Origin of the sequence: Pseudoalteromonas sp. A41-2 (genome assembly GCF_015767615.1) — a bacterium.
Lineage (GTDB): Bacteria > Pseudomonadota > Gammaproteobacteria > Enterobacterales > Alteromonadaceae > Pseudoalteromonas > Pseudoalteromonas lipolytica.
This window is the reverse complement of sequence record NZ_CP065231.1, coordinates 977,033-994,948: the sequence shown is the minus strand read 5'-3', so window position 1 is coordinate 994,948 and position 17,916 is coordinate 977,033. Positions and strand designations below refer to the sequence as shown.

At 40.2% G+C, this 17,916-nt stretch carries 16 protein-coding genes; 1 reads left to right on the top strand and 15 read right to left on the bottom strand.

What is annotated here, in order from left to right; translation table 11 throughout:
* Positions 1 to 3: 3 nt before the first annotated feature.
* The 5 genes from fliG to IT970_RS04580 all read right to left on the bottom strand — a co-directional run bounded on the left by fliG (position 4) and on the right by IT970_RS04580 (position 5,785).
* Entirely contained in the window at positions 4 to 1,044 is a 1,041-nt protein-coding gene (fliG, locus tag IT970_RS04600; protein ID WP_036970138.1) for a flagellar motor switch protein FliG, read from the bottom strand.
* Positions 1,037 to 2,752: a flagellar basal-body MS-ring/collar protein FliF gene (gene fliF, locus IT970_RS04595; RefSeq protein ID WP_065978746.1), complete on the bottom strand. Its 1,716-nt coding sequence runs from the start codon at positions 2,750 to 2,752 to the stop codon at positions 1,037 to 1,039. Before fliF ends, fliG begins: the two co-directional genes overlap by 8 nt.
* A 20-nt stretch (positions 2,753 to 2,772) precedes the next feature.
* Positions 2,773 to 3,105 (bottom strand): flagellar hook-basal body complex protein FliE, encoded by a 333-nt coding sequence (gene fliE / locus IT970_RS04590; RefSeq protein ID WP_036970144.1) that lies wholly within the window; start codon positions 3,103 to 3,105, stop codon positions 2,773 to 2,775.
* Positions 3,106 to 3,269: 164 nt separating this feature from the next.
* Complete coding sequence (locus IT970_RS04585; RefSeq protein WP_065978745.1) at positions 3,270 to 4,676, bottom strand: sigma-54-dependent transcriptional regulator; 1,407 nt, start codon at positions 4,674 to 4,676, stop codon at positions 3,270 to 3,272.
* On the bottom strand, positions 4,673 to 5,785 hold the full coding sequence (locus tag IT970_RS04580; RefSeq protein WP_036970150.1) for a sensor histidine kinase: 1,113 nt from the start codon (positions 5,783 to 5,785) through the stop codon (positions 4,673 to 4,675). The genes IT970_RS04585 and IT970_RS04580 overlap by 4 nt, the downstream gene beginning before the upstream one ends.
* Before the next feature lie 127 nt (positions 5,786 to 5,912).
* Between IT970_RS04580 and IT970_RS04575 the strand changes: the two genes are divergently transcribed.
* Positions 5,913 to 6,500, top strand: coding sequence for a DNA-3-methyladenine glycosylase I (locus IT970_RS04575; protein ID WP_118844094.1), 588 nt, complete (start codon positions 5,913 to 5,915; stop codon positions 6,498 to 6,500).
* 107 nt (positions 6,501 to 6,607) lie between these two features.
* On the opposite strand, the gene IT970_RS04570 is transcribed toward IT970_RS04575, so the two are convergent.
* The 10 genes from IT970_RS04570 to IT970_RS04525 all read right to left on the bottom strand — a co-directional run bounded on the left by IT970_RS04570 (position 6,608) and on the right by IT970_RS04525 (position 17,651).
* Complete coding sequence (locus IT970_RS04570) at positions 6,608 to 8,047, bottom strand: sigma-54 dependent transcriptional regulator (protein ID WP_074988678.1); 1,440 nt, start codon at positions 8,045 to 8,047, stop codon at positions 6,608 to 6,610.
* A 141-nt stretch (positions 8,048 to 8,188) separates the two neighbouring features.
* Positions 8,189 to 8,974 carry a flagellin N-terminal helical domain-containing protein gene (locus IT970_RS04565; protein WP_118844093.1) on the bottom strand — a complete coding sequence of 262 codons (786 nt, stop codon included), beginning with the start codon at positions 8,972 to 8,974 and terminating at the stop codon, positions 8,189 to 8,191.
* 392 nt (positions 8,975 to 9,366) lie between these two features.
* The gene (locus tag IT970_RS04560; RefSeq protein WP_118844092.1) at positions 9,367 to 11,469 is read right to left on the bottom strand and encodes a motility associated factor glycosyltransferase family protein; all 2,103 of its coding nucleotides are present in this window, start codon (positions 11,467 to 11,469) and stop codon (positions 9,367 to 9,369) included.
* Positions 11,470 to 11,475: 6 nt separating this feature from the next.
* Positions 11,476 to 11,772, bottom strand: coding sequence for a hypothetical protein (locus IT970_RS04555; RefSeq protein ID WP_180311423.1), 297 nt, complete (start codon positions 11,770 to 11,772; stop codon positions 11,476 to 11,478).
* Positions 11,762 to 12,184: a flagellar export chaperone FliS gene (fliS, locus tag IT970_RS04550; RefSeq protein WP_118844090.1), complete on the bottom strand. Its 423-nt coding sequence runs from the start codon at positions 12,182 to 12,184 to the stop codon at positions 11,762 to 11,764. The genes IT970_RS04555 and fliS overlap by 11 nt, the downstream gene beginning before the upstream one ends.
* A 37-nt stretch (positions 12,185 to 12,221) precedes the next feature.
* Positions 12,222 to 13,625: a flagellar filament capping protein FliD gene (fliD, locus tag IT970_RS04545; RefSeq protein WP_118844089.1), complete on the bottom strand. Its 1,404-nt coding sequence runs from the start codon at positions 13,623 to 13,625 to the stop codon at positions 12,222 to 12,224.
* A gap of 27 nt (positions 13,626 to 13,652) precedes the next feature.
* Positions 13,653 to 14,072, bottom strand: a complete 420-nt coding sequence (locus IT970_RS04540; protein ID WP_118844088.1) for a flagellar protein FlaG — start codon at positions 14,070 to 14,072, stop codon at positions 13,653 to 13,655.
* Positions 14,073 to 14,161: 89 nt separating this feature from the next.
* Complete coding sequence (locus IT970_RS04535; protein ID WP_118844087.1) at positions 14,162 to 15,127, bottom strand: flagellin N-terminal helical domain-containing protein; 966 nt, start codon at positions 15,125 to 15,127, stop codon at positions 14,162 to 14,164.
* A gap of 163 nt (positions 15,128 to 15,290) precedes the next feature.
* Positions 15,291 to 16,259 (bottom strand): flagellin N-terminal helical domain-containing protein, encoded by a 969-nt coding sequence (locus IT970_RS04530; protein ID WP_118844086.1) that lies wholly within the window; start codon positions 16,257 to 16,259, stop codon positions 15,291 to 15,293.
* Positions 16,260 to 16,685: 426 nt separating this feature from the next.
* Positions 16,686 to 17,651 (bottom strand): flagellin N-terminal helical domain-containing protein, encoded by a 966-nt coding sequence (locus tag IT970_RS04525; protein WP_118844085.1) that lies wholly within the window; start codon positions 17,649 to 17,651, stop codon positions 16,686 to 16,688.
* Between the last annotated feature and the right edge of the window lie 265 nt (positions 17,652 to 17,916).

Here is a 17,916-nt window from a genome sequence, read left to right as displayed (position 1 = left end):
GGTTTACAGGAACTCCTCACCACCGCCACCGCCAAGCATAATTTCGCCTGAGTCAGCTAAACGACGTGCTGTAGACAAAATTTCTTTTTGTGCCGCTTCTACTTCACTAATACGCACAGGGCCCATAGCTTCTAAGTCGTCGGCCAGTAATTCCGCTGCACGTTTAGACATATTACTTAAGATCTTCTCTTTCAGTGCCTCATCTGTGCCTTTAATCGCTTTCATTAAGACATCTTGCTGTACTTCGCGCAGAATCGCTTGAATACCTCGATCTTCTACATCCATTAAGTTTTCGAATACGAACATCAAGTCTTGAATTTGTTGCGACATTTCTTCGTCATGCTCACGAATCGAATCCATTAACTGACCTTCAATATTGGTATCAAGGTAGTTCATGATATCTGCCGCTGCTTTTAAGCCGCCCATTTTCGCTGCCTGTGCACCTGCTTGGCCGGCGAACTGTTTCTCCATGATCTCGTTTAACTCTTGCAATGCAGCTGGTTGAACTTCTTCAAGGTTCGCAATACGCATCGTTAAATCAAGACGCACTTTCTCTGGGAATTGCGACAGAATCTCGGCTGATTGCTCAGGCTCTAAGTAAGAAAGCACAATGGTTTGAATCTGCGGATGCTCATTACGAATAATATTAGCCACCTGTTTCGAGTCCATCCACTTAAGTGAATCAAGACCTTTCGCTCCCGAACCCATCACAATTTGGTCGATTAGGCTGGCGGCCTTATCTTCACCAAGTGCGGCCGTAAGCGCTTTTTTAATAAAGTCTTCAGATTGGAAACCTATGGTACTGAAGCTTTGAATTTGCTCAATAAACAAGTTATGAACGGCGCTGATTTTCGCTTGCGATAAATCGTCTAATGCAGCCATCGCCATGCCCACTTTTTGCACTTGCTTAGGCTCTAAGTGTTTTAGAATTTGCGCAGCATCTTCTTCCGATAAACTCAGCAATAAAATCGCTGCTTTATCAACACCGTCTAATTTATCAACATCAAACGCCGGTGGGAGTTGTTTTTGTTCTTGATCAGTCATCTTCAGTTAACCACGCTTTCACTACTTGAGAAGACAGTTCTGGTTCATTAGCAACCAATGCACGAACTGCTTTGAGTAAATCTTCATCACCATGTAAATCTGGCAGCTGTAGTGTACCATCACTTGAGAATCCTACAGCAGCAGAGTCAAAGTCTTTATTTAGCATATCTAGCGTACTATCACCAATATCTACACCAGAGCTAAGTGCATCTTCATCATACTCTTCAAGTGTATCATCTGGGTAAATTAAGCGTTTCAGCATAGGTTTCACAACCGCCATGATAAGTACGATAATCACTAATGCACCTAATGATAAACGCAATATCTTCATAAACCAGTCTTGTTCCCAAATAGGCACTTCTATGGCCGCAGCGGTGTCTTCACGTACAAACGGAACAGTAACAACTTCAAGCGCATCACCACGTTGCATATCAAACCCCACTCCGCCTTGTAGCAAGCGACGGATATTTGACAGCGCTTCAACAGAACGAGGAACCATTGTTGTCTCGCCGTTTTCACCCACTTGTGGCACATAGTCAACCGCAACAGATACACTAATACGACGAATAACACCTGTTTGCTGACGCTTATGAGAAATAGTGGTATCTAGCTCGTAATTACGGGTTGCTTCTTTGTGCGAACGACTTGGGTTCATTGCACTACCAGCACCCCCCTGTCCTGCAACTTCAGGAATATTTGAATTAACAGGCGGTTGATTAGTCAAGGCACCTGGGATCCCCACAGCAAGACCACCAATGTTATTTTCTTCAAATGTTGTTTCACTGCGCACTGCAGGTAAGTCTGGGTTGTAGCGCTTTTGTGTTTCTTCTACCGCACTAAAGTCCATATTTAAATCAACTTGCGCAGTGTAATTACCTAAGCCTACGACAGGAATTAAGATGCTGTCGATTTTATTTAAGTATTCTTCTTCACGCTTGCGCTCAATTTCATATTCTTTGCGAGAACGCGCTGCCAGTGAATTTTGTGAACCCGAATTAAGTAAGCGACCGTTTTGATCTGTCACCGTAACACGCTCAGGTGAAAGACCTTGTACTGCAGAGGCAACAATATCAACAACTGAGTCGATTTCTTCACCATCTAACATACGGCCACGTTTAAGAGTCAGTACAACGGTAGCTGATGGTAGTTTTTCACGACGAGCAAATACGTTTTCTTTTGGAATTGCTAAAAGCACTTTGGCGCGAGTGACATTTTTTAGCTCTTCGATTGTGCGAGCAAGTTGCTGCTCACGACCATGTTTTAAACGTTCACGTTCTAAGCGTTGGCTAACACCAAAGCCCATATCTTGCATGATGATGTCGGTGCCTGAGCTTGGCGCTTGCTCAAGACCTTCACGGGCCATCAATAATTTAATATTTTGGTATTCGCCTTCTTCAACTGAGATGACATTACCATCAAGTTCATAATCAATCTTCTGTGCGTCTAAAAAGTCCAGCGTTTGGATAAGCTCTTCGGTTGGCATTTTACCCAGCGGTCGCATATCTGGTTGACGAGCCCAGATAATAATAAAAATTGCGATTGCCAAACAAATAGCCAGTGCAATGACCAACGTCACCTGACGTAATACATCAACGCCATTGAGGGCACTGAGGTAGCCTGACTTTTGCTCTTGTTGATCATCCGTGTCTGAAGTATCGACACCGCCGCCTGCGAGGGCTAGATCAGTTGATTGATTAGATTGCGCCACAATAATTCTCCACTACCTAGTTAAACAGGCATGTTCATGATTTCTTTATATGCTTCAACAAGTTTGTTGCGAACTTGCACCGTTGCTTCAAAAGCAACCGAAGACTTTTGCGAAGCAATCATTACTTCAGCAAGGGATACACTGCGGTCTCCCATCTCAAGTGCTGTTACTTTTTGTTTTGCTTCTTGCTGCAGGCCATTAACGGTATCTAGCGCGCTTGTAAGTAAGTCACCAAATTGCGCCGATGATGTTGGCTGAGCCTGAGTTGGTAAATTATTAACGGATTGACTACGGCTAGCTTCAAGTGCCATAGATTGCATTTCTTGAAATAATGCGCTGTTTTGAACTTTCATAATACTCTCTGACAATGCAGTTTACTTATACACAGATAAAGCACAAAACGTGCCACAAAATAAAACACTATAAATCAATGTGTTAGATGGTTATTTTGTTTGTCAGAGTTTTGACAGCAAACAAGCCCACATGGAGTGAGCTTGTCAGTTAAAGGGGGATGCTTTTAAGCGGGTAATGCAATACCTAAGTCGCGCATTTGAGCTAGTTTATATCTAAGTGTTCGTGGACTAATCCCTAATGTTTCAGCAACCTCTTTACGCTTTCCTTGACACCTAGCTAGGGTTTCTAAAATAATGCGATGCTCTTTGTCTTTAAGCTCATCTTTATAATTTCCCTGCTCGTTAACAGATGGAATTTCGTCATGCGTGGGGTTAACCACTTGCTCTTTATAAACCGGGGCATTTTGCACCGGTGCACTATTTACAGTCTGTGCTTTAACCACTAAGAGCTCTTCAATAAATATATCGTCTTCATGAATGCTATTACCATCACATAGTATCAGTGCACGCTGAATCACATTATCAAGTTCACGGACATTACCCGGCCAAGCATGCGATAGCAGTTTTTGCTTAGCTTGCTCAGTTAATAATGCGATAGGCTCTTTACTTCTGATGCAATGACGCTCAATTAAATGCTCTGCAAGGACAATAATATCACCTGGGCGCTCACACAGCGGACGCCACATTAAAGGAAAAACATTTAAACGATAATACAAATCTTCTCTGAATAAATTTTCGCTAACAGCTTCTTTTAAATCACGGTTACTGGTTGCGAGTACTCTAACATCGAGCTCAATGGTTTTACGACCACCCAAACGCTCAACTTCACGCTCTTGCAAAACACGCAATAACTTAGCTTGCAGACCCAAATCCATTTCGGTGATTTCGTCAAGCAAGATAGTGCCACCTTGTGCTTGTTCAAATTTGCCCGGACACGCTTGAATCGCCCCAGTAAACGCGCCTTTTTCATAACCAAACAAGGTCGCTTCTAACATGTTCTCAGGAATAGCGGCACAGTTAATCGCTACAAAAGGAGCATCTGCGCGACTTGATTTATCGTGAATAAAGCGCGCCAGCACTTCTTTACCCGAACCACTGGGTCCGAGCACCATGACACTGGCATCTGAACGTGCCACTTTACTGGCCAGCTCAAGTAATTTAATACTGGATGGATCCGCGACAATCGGCCCATCGGTTTCTTTTTCTTTCTCGGGTAAATAACGACTCACCATATTCAGTAAAACTTCGGGTGCAAATGGTTTAGCCATATAATCAATGGCCCCTAAACGCATTGCCTCAACCGCATCATCAATGGTGGCGTATGCTGTCATCATTAATACTGGTAGTTCAGGGTAATTAAGTTTAATGCTACGCAATAAATCAAGGCCGCTCATCGCGCCCATTTGTACATCGCTTACCACCAATGAATACGTTCCTTGCTTTAGCAATACCATTGCTTGCTCGGCACTGTCGGCAGCGATGCAATCAATACCTGACATTTCCAATGTATCAATTAAGGCTTCGCGTAAGCCTGCGTCGTCTTCAACGACTAAAATAGAGTTCGTATTCATCTTGCCTCCACTGACGTAGTTTCTGCACTAATGGGCAGGATTAAACTAAAACATGCCCCCCCATGGGCATTATTAGCCACTTCGACCCGCCCTTGATGCGCATTAGCGACTGAGCTTACGACTGCAAGCCCAAGCCCTGTACCTTGGCTTTTCGTTGTGTAAAAGGGTTCAAATAATTTTTCGGCTTGGCTAATATCGACTCCAGGGCCATTATCGCTGACGCTGATACGAACACAGTGTTCACTCCTCTCATCACGCTGAGCGCTGAGTGACACTTTTGCGTGCTGGCCAATAATTTGAATACTGTTATGAATAAGATTTTGAACAGCACTGGCTAACGCTGTTTTATTGCCCACAATTTCAATATCGGGCTCTGGCAAACTAACGGTTAATTCACTGTGGTTTTGCGCCACCATAGCATCAGCTCCTGCTTTTACTTCATTGAGTAATTGCTGCATTGATACACGCTCAACTACTTGCTGTTCGCCACTTTTAGCAAACAACAACATATCATTCACTTGGGTTTCTAAATCTTTTAATCGTGACATTAACTTGTTATGAAAATTACCCCGTGAGCTTTCAGGTAAGCGTTTAGAGCCTAAATTAGCCGCATATAACATAGCAGCCGAAAGCGGTGTTCTTACTTGATGCGCAAGCGATGCGACCATTTTACCCAGCGCACTCAGGCGCTGCATGTGCGCAACACGCTTTTGCAGTCGGCGTGTTTCGGTCAAATCGGTCATTAAAATTAATTGCCCCGGTTCTGGCGTCAGAGCCGTTATATCAAGCTTAATCAAACGACCATCTTTGAGTGAGACTTCGTGACCATCATCTTGTTTAGGACGAAAAGAGCGCTGAATAACGCTGAACCACTTTTCACCTTCCAGAGGCTCACCAAGCATATCGATAGCGATTTGATTCGCTTTTGCAATCATGCCGCGGCCATCCAATACCACAACCCCCGCAGGCATGGTATCAACCAAATGGCTCAACCAACTTGCTTGCTGACGAAGTTCACTCAACTCACCCACATACTCTTCTTGCTGTAAACATGGGTTATATTGATTAGCTGTGATAAATTGTGGTTTTAGTACATGTGCTAAGGCCATAATCGATACTCAAAAAATCGTGTCTAGCTGTATAAATGCACAATCCGTACCATAATTATTATTGTTTTATTTCAGTAGTTTAGCGTTAATTTTACAACGACAAAAAAATGACAATTGCGAGGGAACGATGCAACACCATCACCACAACCGCTGCCCATGGCTCGATACCAGCAAAGACGATTATGTCGCCTATCATGACGAAGAATGGGGGGTGCCAATTTATGATGACCACCGCCTTTTTGAATTCATTACTTTAGAATCTGCACAAGCAGGACTCAGCTGGTACACAATTTTAAAAAAGCGTGATGGCTACCGTCGCGCCTTTAAAAATTTTGTTGTTGACGACGTTGCACAAATGGATGACAGCGACATTGAACGCCTAATGCAAGATGACGGCATTATTCGCAATCGCTTAAAAATTGCCGCCACGATTAATAATGCCAAGCGATTTATTGAGATACAAAAAGAGTTTGGTAGCTTCTCAAATTACCAATGGCAGTTCGTTGGGGGCAAACCTTTGGTGAATAATGTCGATAAACTTGAAGATTACCCAGCCATTACTGAAGCCTCGACATCATTTGCAAAAGATTTAAAAAAACGTGGTTTTAAATTTTTAGGTCCAACAACTGTTTATGCCCATATGCAGGCCTGTGGCATGGTTAACGATCACAGTAATGATTGTTTTAGAAAAGCCCAGATAATCGAGCAATATTAAGCGCTTGATTTAAATAAAGGAAGGTAATGCGATATCAAGTAGGTCGTACTTTAGCCTGTTAATTCAGGTATTCCCGTAAACATCGACCTACATAATACAAACAAGCGCTAGTCTCGCGATAAGTTATATTTTTTCATTTTTTCGACGAGTGTCGTGCGGCGCACGCCCAAAATTTCGGCAGCACGCGCTACAACATAGTCATAACGCTCAAGCGCTTGACTAATTAGGCTAATTTCAAGTTCTGCTAAGTATTCTTTAAGCTCAATGCCATCATCTGGTAATAAACCCGAGTCAACATGTGTAGCGGGCGTTTGCGGCTCTTCATCTTCATAATCGCTAAAGCCAGTGCTGAATATATCGTTAAATGCATCTCGTTCCATCAACTCTTCAGGGTACTCAGGCTGATAGGCTTCAACTTCTATGTAACGATACTTTGCAGGTAAATCTGGCACATCAACCACTTTATCAGGGAACATGATCACCATACGCTCAACCAAGTTTGCCAGTTCACGAATATTCCCAGGCCACGCATGCTCTTTTAAGCTTTGAATTGCTCGCTCTGTAAACTTCGCCGTCGTGCCACTTTGCTCGTTAACACGACGCATTAACTCTTTAAGCAGGAGCGGAATATCATCAGCGCGTTCGCTTAAAGACGGGTTCTCAATAGGAAATACATTTAAACGATAGAATAAATCTTCACGAAAATCGCCTTTTTCTATCATCTCTTCTAAATTGCGATGGGTCGCTGCAATAATACGCACATCGGCTTGAATTGGTTTCGTACCACCGACCCGCTCATAGCTTCGCTCTTGTAAAACGCGCAGCAACTTTACTTGCATCTGTAGCGGCATATCACCTATTTCATCAAGAAAGAGCGTACCACCTTGGGCTAATTCAAAACGTCCTTTTCGCGCCGAAATTGCACCTGTAAATGCGCCTTTCTCATGGCCAAATAATTCACTTTCTAATAACTCACCCGGAATGGCACCACAGTTAACGGGAACGAATGGGCCGGAGCTGCGCTTAGATAGCAAATGAACATTTCGCGCAACCACTTCTTTACCCGTTCCAGATTCACCGAGTATCAGCACATTGGCATCGGTTTTAGCAACTTGCTCAATTAAAAAGCGCACATCTTTAACGGCATCTGTTTCACCAACCAAACCATCAAACAATTTATTCGATTTTGACTGTTTATGATCGCCCGGCAACATACGTTGATACTGCTGACAATCATGTAAAAGCTGCGTAGTCACATCATGATTAAATGGCTCACAAATTAAGCCTACAACATTGGCAATGCTTAAAAGTGGTTTTAACGTTTCACCAATCAAAAGAAAAGGGATCGCAGGAAACTGCTTAATGACAGACTCATGATCTAATTGCTGAAGTGCACCAAGAATAACCATGCACTCTTGTTGTTGATGTTTTTCACAAAATGATTGAAGTGTTGACTCATCAACGAGTTGTACAGCTTCTCCGATAAAAGTGAGGGCTGCATTTAAACCAATCGCACGATTATTATTATTGTCTAAAATTAAGATCATTATTGGCGAACCACAGTGACTACGGGTTAGTTAGTTTCTAAATTGTAAGCGAGTTTAAGAGGGATGCAAGCGCTAAGCGGCAACTTTTTGACATCAACGCCAAAAAATAGTCACTCAGCAGCTATAACTAATACTAAAGGGTTAAAGCAAACCCAAAATTGATTCTGCAGAACGGTTTGCTTGTCCACGCAGTGCAACGGATGCCTGCGATAAAATATCATTAGCAATTTGATCAGACACCGCTTTTGCATAATCAGTGTCTTCAATTCGACTTTGACTTGCTGCAATGTTTTCGCGTTGGTTACCCAGTCCTTTTATTGTACTTTCTAAAGTGTTTTGAAATGCACCTAGCTCAGTACGTTGCGTGTTAATTTCTTCGCTCGCTTGGTCGCTTATATCAATCGCAGCTTGTGCTCCTGCTTGTGTCGAGATATCAATACCCGCAATCACTGAGGCGATACTGCCGTTACTCGGCGTAATTGACTGGGTGGTATTGGCATCTGGTCCCACTTGAAATGATACTTGCTCACCATCAAACAATGGCTTACCACCAAAAGTGGCATTTTCAAATGTTTCTGTGATCTGCGTTTGCAACTGCGTTACTTCTTCTTGCAATGCTGCTCTGTCATTGTCTGTCAGTGCACCATTGCCTGCTTGGATAGACAGCTCGCGGATTCGCGACACCGCATCGTTAACGCCCGACAAGTTAGACTCAGTCACTTGCGAGTAAGAAATACCATCATAAGCATTGCTAATAGCTTGGCTATAACCATTTTGCTGAGAGGTTAGCCTATCAATAATTTGCAGTACAGCGGCATCGTCCGCCGCAGAATTTACTTTTTTACCTGTCGCTAATTGTTCAGCAAGCTTGTTATTTGCTTGCTGAGTTTGATTGAGTAACCCGATTTTGGGTGATTGAATTTTCATAGCGGCCTCCGACAAACCGATTGCTTAAATTATAAGCAAAAAAGTGGCAAATTGGAATTTATACCAAATCGTTTAACTAAGAGAGGTATTCTGAGGTAAGAAAACCGCAAAATGATTTTGGATTTTTACAGATTGATATCAGATAGGCGATCGAGACTAATTCCAGGCTAGCTATGAACATCCTCCTAAGTAAAAGAGAGTCGCATTGCTAAAGTTCGAGTAAATCAGTAAAGCTAATTGTTAAAAAGCTATATCACGTGTATTTAACGACAAACTTTATTGAAAATAAGTTATAGCCTATTGATAGATCATAGCAACGGTCTTAAAGATTTTAACTGTGCACTCTTGAAGCAATAAGTTAATTTAAGAAAAGCATATTACTTATAATTTCTCTACTTATGTGCTTCGTGCACTGTTTTACATTTGGTTTTCCAGTTCACTCTAAAATCACTTTTCACTTCAATTAAGAAAGCAATCCAAAGTTTATTAATCCGAGAAAAGTAATCTTTTGATATTTTTTCATCTTCAAAATAATACAAAGTAGTTAGAAGGGGGCAGAAAAAGTACAGCATAGTCCCTTTTAGCAAATTAAAAATATGGGGGTGGGCTGAGTGTTTATAAGCATATATGACGCGTTGCTGCCGATTAACTAAATTACTCGCTTCTTCACGAGATGAGTAATGACTACTCGCTAACTCAATTAAATGATCACAAAGAGACTCAAACTCATCAAAGTTAAGTTTACCTTCAAAATCATCAAAACTGACTTTTTGGAAGTTTGCTGACTTTATCTTTTCGATAATCATATCTTTATCATCGATCACTTTTGATAAAATTACATCATCCTCAGATAACGGTTGAGTTCCTGAAATTCGAGCACCCTCACCTACATTGTATACGGCCACGGATTTAGGTAACTGCCTTGCTAGTCTTTCAAGACTGTTTTTCGACATGGCCATTAAAGGTGTTGCTTTAACGGCATAATTTAAATTCGCTTCAAAGTCAATATCAGCACCAGCTGGGGCACTGTATTTTGATTTAAGGCCTGTATCAGAGTAAATACTTAGCTTCGAGTGCGTTTGACCACTTAACGAATAACCATTATCGACACCTATTAGATAAATATTTTTAAAACCTAACATTGTTGCAAAAGAAAAGGCGGTATTAGATACAAAAGGCCCACTCGCTGGTAGTTCTGTAATTGGTTGTCTGTATTTTAAAAAACTATGTAGTGTCAAAAATGCGGTAGATGCTTCAGGCCCTTTTAGACCTAAACCTGCCCATTTATAAAGCTTTGGTAATTCAGGATAAATAACATCTACTGATAAAAGATTTAGCTTTTTGTACTCTTCTCTTGGCAGTATATCTACTAACACATCATATTGAGATTTAGGCCTTTCAACAATCACATGAAAATCTGGTGTTATGCCTACTTTTAATAAACTTTGGAGTGCAGTTCCGGCAGCAAATATGATGGCTTTATCTTGATTTTCTCTTATTAGATCAATAGATTGGTCTAATGAAGGACCATTCCCTACTACAAATACTGGAACATCATCTAAAAACTGATTTTCTTTTTCATTCTTAAAGTAAAATTCTATTCCGTTTTCAACATTGTAAATACTGTGGGCTAGCCCTGTAATTCCATCATTGTAAAAACCAAAGCCTTGGTGAAGCTGGTAGTAGTTTTTGAAAAAAGATTTAATTAACTCATTAATTTCTTTTGAAGGGTAATGTTGGAAACAAAAGCTATTTACTACAGCAGTAGAACCTACTTCGAGAGATATCCTGTATACCTCTTCAAAAAACGACTCATAATCAACGCCAATACTTAAAAAAAGTGAGCTTCCCGCATTATCTAAATCATGAATGACTTTTTGCCAATCAATACAAAACAAACTCGCAAAAAATAGCTCAAAGTCAGGCTCACAAATAAAAACATAGTCAAAACTGTGCTTTTTCATTAATTCAGGAATGTGATACCCCAAACCAATGCCAAAGATGAGTGCCGTAGGATAATGAGTAGGGAGACTAAATGCTAATTTATGCGAACGCTCTTTCTTCCGCTCACTTAAAATACCACTTAATTTAGACATATATTTCATGTGCAGACGATCGTCATCAGGACTTGTATCCCATTTCTGAGTTGAAAAATAGTCTGCACGACCAAAGTTTGCTTGCGAGGTGTATTTATCTACTTGTTCTTTAGCTTGGGCTTTTGGATTATCACTATATAATACAACTTCAGAGTCTTTTGGTTTAAAGTTACCATGGCCTGACTTAGTGACATGAAGGCAGAAATCTTCTCTGGGTTTATAGCTACTTACAACGTTAAAAATATCAGGATAATATTTCCTAAAGACTTCTAGGTTTAGTACAAATCTTTCATTTGCTTCTGAAGCAAACTTTTGCTCACGCTCTTCATGCGCCCTTACCTCTGTCAATTTATCTGCAAGGTGATCTAATTCTTTATCTAAACCCAAAGTGCTTTTCATCTGTTCCTACTTTATTTGGTTATAAAGGCCTACTTTCTTTTTATTTTTAACGATACTCGTTAGTTGGCTTTTAGCTTCGTTCTTCTTTAAAAGAATATCAGAACTGTATCCATCTAACTTCTGTAACAACTGATTTAATTGAGGATGAACTTCAGATGGGATGTCACTATCTGAGTTAAAAAAACTCTCGAGCATCAAATGTAACTCATTGACTAATTCAACACAGCTTTCAATGTTTTCTTCGCTCAACGCTGACTCAACCTTTTCAAGTTGAGCTTGCAAATCATGAATATTAGCTTGCATGAGCACTGTTTTCTGAAAACGTTTTATTGCGAACTTCAACTGGGATCGCATCCCATGCAGATTTAATTTCTTTTAATAACCCAGATACTTCATCAATAATTTCTATATCATTTTTAATTGATGCATCAATGAGTCTGTCAATCATGTATGAATAAAGTGCGTATAAGTTTTCAGTAACCTCTCCACCCACTTCAAAATCTAAACATCCACGTAATGCTTCAAAAATTGCTGAGGCTTTAGATAAGTGCTCACTCTTAGCTTCTAGATTTTTTTTCTCTATAGCAACTTTAGCTAGTACCATTTTTTCTAAAGCACCAGCCATTAACATCTGGATTATTTCATAGCGATCAGCACCCGCCACACGAGTCTTAAGTGCCTCTTTTTGGTAATTTTTAACTTTAGCGTTATACATGGTACACCTTTATATCTAAAAAAGAGAAAAGCAGCGTTTACGAAGATGACTTCTTAAACCCTGGAAGGCTTGATAATTGAGCGCTCAAATAGCTTTGTGTTGACTGCATTTGCGCTAACAATACGTCTAAACCCGCATATTGCTGACGAAGTCTAGCCTCTAACTCTTCCATTCTGTATTCATGATTAATAATATCATCTTCTAAGTCATCAAGTTGCGAGTTTAAGTTAGTTTCTCGCTGATTCATGATCCCTTTAGAATCTAGATAGTTATCAAACAATGACTCTAGTTGTTTTGCTATTCCATTTTCACCTGCAAAAGCCTTGCCAATATCATCATAATTCTCATCCATCGCTTCATTTAGGCTGCGAACTAAACTAGACTTCTCAAGATAGCCTTCTTTATCTATTCCTAAGCCTATATCAAATATGCTTGAAAATGGACCTGCATCGGTCAAGGGAGTTGATAGTGCATTTACTAACTGAGAATCAAAAGAACGAATTGTAGAATCTGAGTTTAATGGTTTGCCAATTCGAGTCTGTAAACCTATTTGACCGATTAAATTGTTATAGTTTTTTATAAACTCATCAACTAGAGCTGTTACGCTTTCTCTATCAGTCTCAACGGATAGTTTCGCTGTTTCGCCATCAACACTCTGACGTTTAGCAACAATTGTCATATCCTGTACAGCATCTTTAAAAGTATTGGTGTCGTTAGTTATAGTGATACCATCAACTTTTATTGTTGCATCGCGTGCTTCATTACCCGCAGCAATAGCGATACCACCAGCTCCTCCAGCGTTTGCAACTGTTGAAACATTATCGAGTTCAGCATTATCGTTAGTAATAACTAAATCATTGCCAGTTCCAGACACACTAGAGCTAAGCACTAACTTTGATTCTGTTCCAGTATTTATAATATTAGCAGTCACACCAAAATTATTATCAGAACTGTTAATTGCGTCTCGTAAATCAGCAAGCGTGGCGCCCGCATCAAGTGTAAGATCAAAGCTCTTATCGCCAGCGGCAAATGATAATGTACCGCCTGATGCTGTCACTACATCATCTGTTGACGTAAATAGACCAGCATTAGATGTTGCTCTACTACCTTGAGCAAGTTCAACCACTTCAATATTAAAATCACCGGGTGATATGTCAGAAGTAGGTGTAACCGAAATTAAATCGCCATCATCACTCGTAGGCTGTTTGATGTTAGCAATACGCTTGTTGAAATTATCAATGTCTGCTAGCTTTTCAATTGTATCTTGAAGCGTAGACATTGCTGACTTTACTTCACCAAGTGAAGAAAGCTCGACCTGCAAAGATTGTTCTTTTCTAGCAAAAGCTTGTAATTTAGGGGTATTTTCAGCTGACAGTGTTGCACTAATAATACTTTCTAGATCAAGGCCAGAACCAACCCCTGCTGATGTAATTAAAGCCATACTAATACTCCTAAAATATCTAAATCTCTATGCAGTTCTATCGAAGAGCAAACCTTTATTGCTTAATTTATCGGCAAATTCTTCCAAAGCTTTAGCCACTTCTCGAAATTCCTCGGTAGGGATTTCTCGAATTACTTCATCGTTCTGTTTATCAAGAACTTTGATTACTGGGGGGTCACCCAATTCATCAAATTCAAAAATCAAATTTGTCGAAGTAACGGGAATATACTCATTCAGCTTTTCTAAGTTTTGCTTCACTTCAGCAATCAGATCTTTTTTATCTTTTTGCTCAGTCTTAGACTGTCTTTCTATGTCTATTGGTTCTCTTCCAGCAAGTTCCGTGCCTTTCGCGAGTTTTGCGTTATCTAACTCTGCTTTTGTGTTGTTGGCACTATTCGTTGTTGAAAGGTTTTCATTAGACCTTTGAGTTGAATTAAGATCTATCATCATAACACCTCAAAATGTTAACTCATATCAAGTATAAGCCACTTCAGGAAAAAATACCTCTGTCTAAAGTGGCTTATAAATCAAGTAAATTAGCCTAGTAGAGAAAGCGCTACTTGAGGACGTTGATTTGCTTGACTTAAGATTGACTGGCTAGCTTGCTGTAAGATTTGCATCTTAGTTAAGTTAGCTGTTTCTGTTGCGAAGTCTGTATCTTGAATACGAGAACGTGCCGCAGATAAGTTTTCAGCGATGTTTGATTGATTACGAATGGTTGATTGGAAACGGTTTTGTACCGCACCAAGTTCAGCACGCTTCTTATCAACAACCGCGATCATCGCATCCATACCAGCCATAACAGCTTGAGCATTACCTTGTGTCGATACACTGATACCTGTTTCTGTAAATACACCAGCGAAAGTATAAGTTGAAGCGGCAGCAGTACCACCTGCATCACTCACACCAGCTACCGATGACGCTAATACACTGCCAGAGATTGCAGATGCAATACCAGCGATACCTGATAGCGTGAAACCACCGTTTGCAGACATCGTGTTGGCTGTTCCACCAACATTCTGCATGCTAAAACCAATTGTTTGAACTGCATCTGCGCCGACTTGGAAGTTTGCTTCATAAGAACCATCCAGAAGGTTTTGGCCACCAAAAGTTGTATCTTCTGCAACACGGTTTACTTCTGAAGATAAAGAACGAATTTCTTCTTGAAGCGCTAAACGGTCTTCATCAGTATTTGAACCGTTTGTTGCTTGTTGAGCAAGTGTACGTATACGTTGAAACATTGATGTTACTTCATCAAGCGCACCTTCAGCAGTTTGCGCAAGTGAAATACCATCATTGGCATTACGGTTACCTTGAGTTAAGCCATTAACTTGGCCTGTTAAACGGTTGGCAATTTGCATACCAGCCGCATCATCTTTCGCACTATTGATGCGTAAACCAGATGATAAACGTTTGAATGATGTATCTAATGAGTTGCCAGAATTCATTAACTGGCGCTGTGCGTTCAATGAACTCACATTAGTATTTACGTATAAAGCCATATTAGCCTCCGCTTTATCATTTTATAGAAGAATAGCGGGATACCCCTACCCTGCTATTCAACCGACTTAGAGTCCTAGATTGATAGTTCTCTAACTCATTTATCGTCTGATAAAGCGAAAGCTTTAGCTTTATTTGTAAATATTTTAAATATTATTTAATTTTTTATCCTTGAAGTAAGCTCAACGCAGCCTGAGGTCGCTGATTTGCTTGACCCAAGATTGTTTGACTCGCTTGCTGTAGGATCTGGTTTTTTGTCAACGCTGCTGTTTCTGCAGCAAAGTCTGCATCTTTAATACGCGATTTTGCAGCTGATAAATTCTCTGAAATATTAGCTTGGTTACGAATCGTTGATTGGAAACGGTTTTGTACCGCACCAAGTTCAGCTCGCTTTTTATCAACAACAGCAATCATCGCATCCATACCAGCTAATACAGCTTGTGCATTACCTTGCGTTGACACACTAATACCTGACGCTGTAAACACACCAGCATAAGAATACGTTGAAGCAGCTGCTGTACCACCTGCATCACTGACTCCTGCAAGACTTGAAGCTAAAACACTACCAGATACTGCTGATGCTATTCCGGCGATGCCTGATAATGTAAAACCACCATTCGTAGATAATGAATTATCTGTTCCACCGACATTTTGCATACTAAAGCCGATAGTTTGTACTGCATCAGCACCCACTTGAAAGTTAGCCTCATAACTACCATCAAGTAAGTTTTGACCACCAAAAGTTGTATCTGTAGCAATACGATTAACTTCATCAGATAACTGGCGAATTTCTTCTTGAATTGCCAAACGATCTTCATCCGTATTTGAACCATTCGCAGCTTGTTGAGCAAGCGTCCTAATACGCTGAAATGTAGATGTAATTTCATCCATCGCGCCTTCAGCTGTTTGCGCAAGTGAAATACCATCATTCGCATTTCGGTTACCTTGATTAAGGCCTAGAATTTGCGATTGTAAACGGTCAGAAATTTGTAAACCTGCTGCATCATCAGCAGCACTATTAATACGTAAGCCTGAAGATAGACGTTTAAATGAAGTATCTAAATCAGTACCTGTTCTGTCCAATTGTCTTTGTGCGTTTAACGCACTAACATTAGTATTTACATATAAAGCCATAATAAACTCTCTTCTTATCTGTCAAAGTTTAGTCACTTCAAAAGTGATTTTGACAAAGTGACTCGTTACAGCGGCAAACCTAAGTCGCCTGGGGCAAAAAACTGCCACTTTGCGGGTTAGTTAGTTAACTTGAGATAAGTAGAGCAATTAGTAGGCCAATTATTTAAAAAGATAATAAAGAGAACGAAAAAAGGCTCCAAAGGAGCCTTATAAAGAGATAAGTTTAAGAGTGGGTTAAATCAACACAAACTATGGCATAATCTGTGCTTAGTAATTTATGTTCTTACAAATGTTAGAACACTACTGTCAGGATTTTGAGCGCCTCCGCTTTATAATCCTATCTTGGCGCCTTTGTTAATACCCCATTAGACAAAGGCGCTTTTTCTTTAAGTCAATATTTTGACTTCATATTCTTTAAGCTAACTATTAACCTAGAAGACTTAATGCCGCTTGTGGACGTTGATTTGCTTGGCTTAAGATTGTTTGGCTAGCTTGTTGTAAGATTTGCATCTTCGTTAAGTTAGCTGTCTCTTGAGCAAAGTCTGTATCTTTAATGCGAGACTGTGCAGCGCTTAGGTTTTCAGAGATATTCGATTGGTTACGAATTGTTGACTGAAAACGGTTTTGTACAGCACCCAATTCCGCACGCTTCTTATCTACGACCGCAATCATTGCATCCATACCTGCTAACACAGCTTGCGCATTACCTTGAGTAGATACACTAATACCTGTCTCAGTAAATACACCTGAATAAGTGTATGTTGAAGCAGCTGCCGTACCACCTGCATCACTCACACCTGCAACACTTGAAGCAAGCACGCTACCTGAAATTGCAGATGCAATACCTGCGATACCTGATAATGTGAAACCGCCGTTTGCAGACATTGTGTTAGCAGTTCCGCCTACATTTTGCATACTAAAACCGATAGTTTGCACCGCATCAGCACCCACTTGGAAGTTTGCTTCGTAGCTACCATCTAGTAGGTTTTGACCACCAAACGTTGTATCAGCAGCAACACGATTAACCTCAGAAGATAGTGAACGAATTTCTTCTTGAATAGCCAAACGGTCTTCATCTGTGTTTGAACCGTTTGATGCTTGTTGCGCCAAAGTACGAATTCGTTGGAACATTGATGTTACTTCGTCAAGCGCACCTTCAGCTGTTTGCGCTAGAGAGATACCATCATTCGCGTTACGATTACCTTGGTTTAGACCATTAATCTGTGATGTTAAACGGTCAGAAATTTGTAGACCTGCTGCATCATCAGCTGCGCTGTTGATACGAAAACCTGATGATAAACGTTTAAACGAAGTATCAAGTGAGTTACCTGAATTCATTAATTGTCTTTGAGCGTTTAATGAACTAACATTTGTATTTACATAAAGTGCCATGATATTTCTCCCGAAGTAAACTTATCATTTACTCTCAAACTTACTCTAATTAAGCGGTAGCGGTTATTTGCTACGCTGCTTGGTTAATTAAGTTATCGGTCCGCTCAAAAAATCCTTTAGCTATTTTTATAAAAAATTTAAAAATATTTCTAATACTATGAATTTAAACAGTAAAAAACATCAACTTTTTACTGTTTAAAATTAAACCACAGCAAACAAGCAGTAAAAAATTGGGTGACATTAAGTCTAAAGAAATAAAAACGAA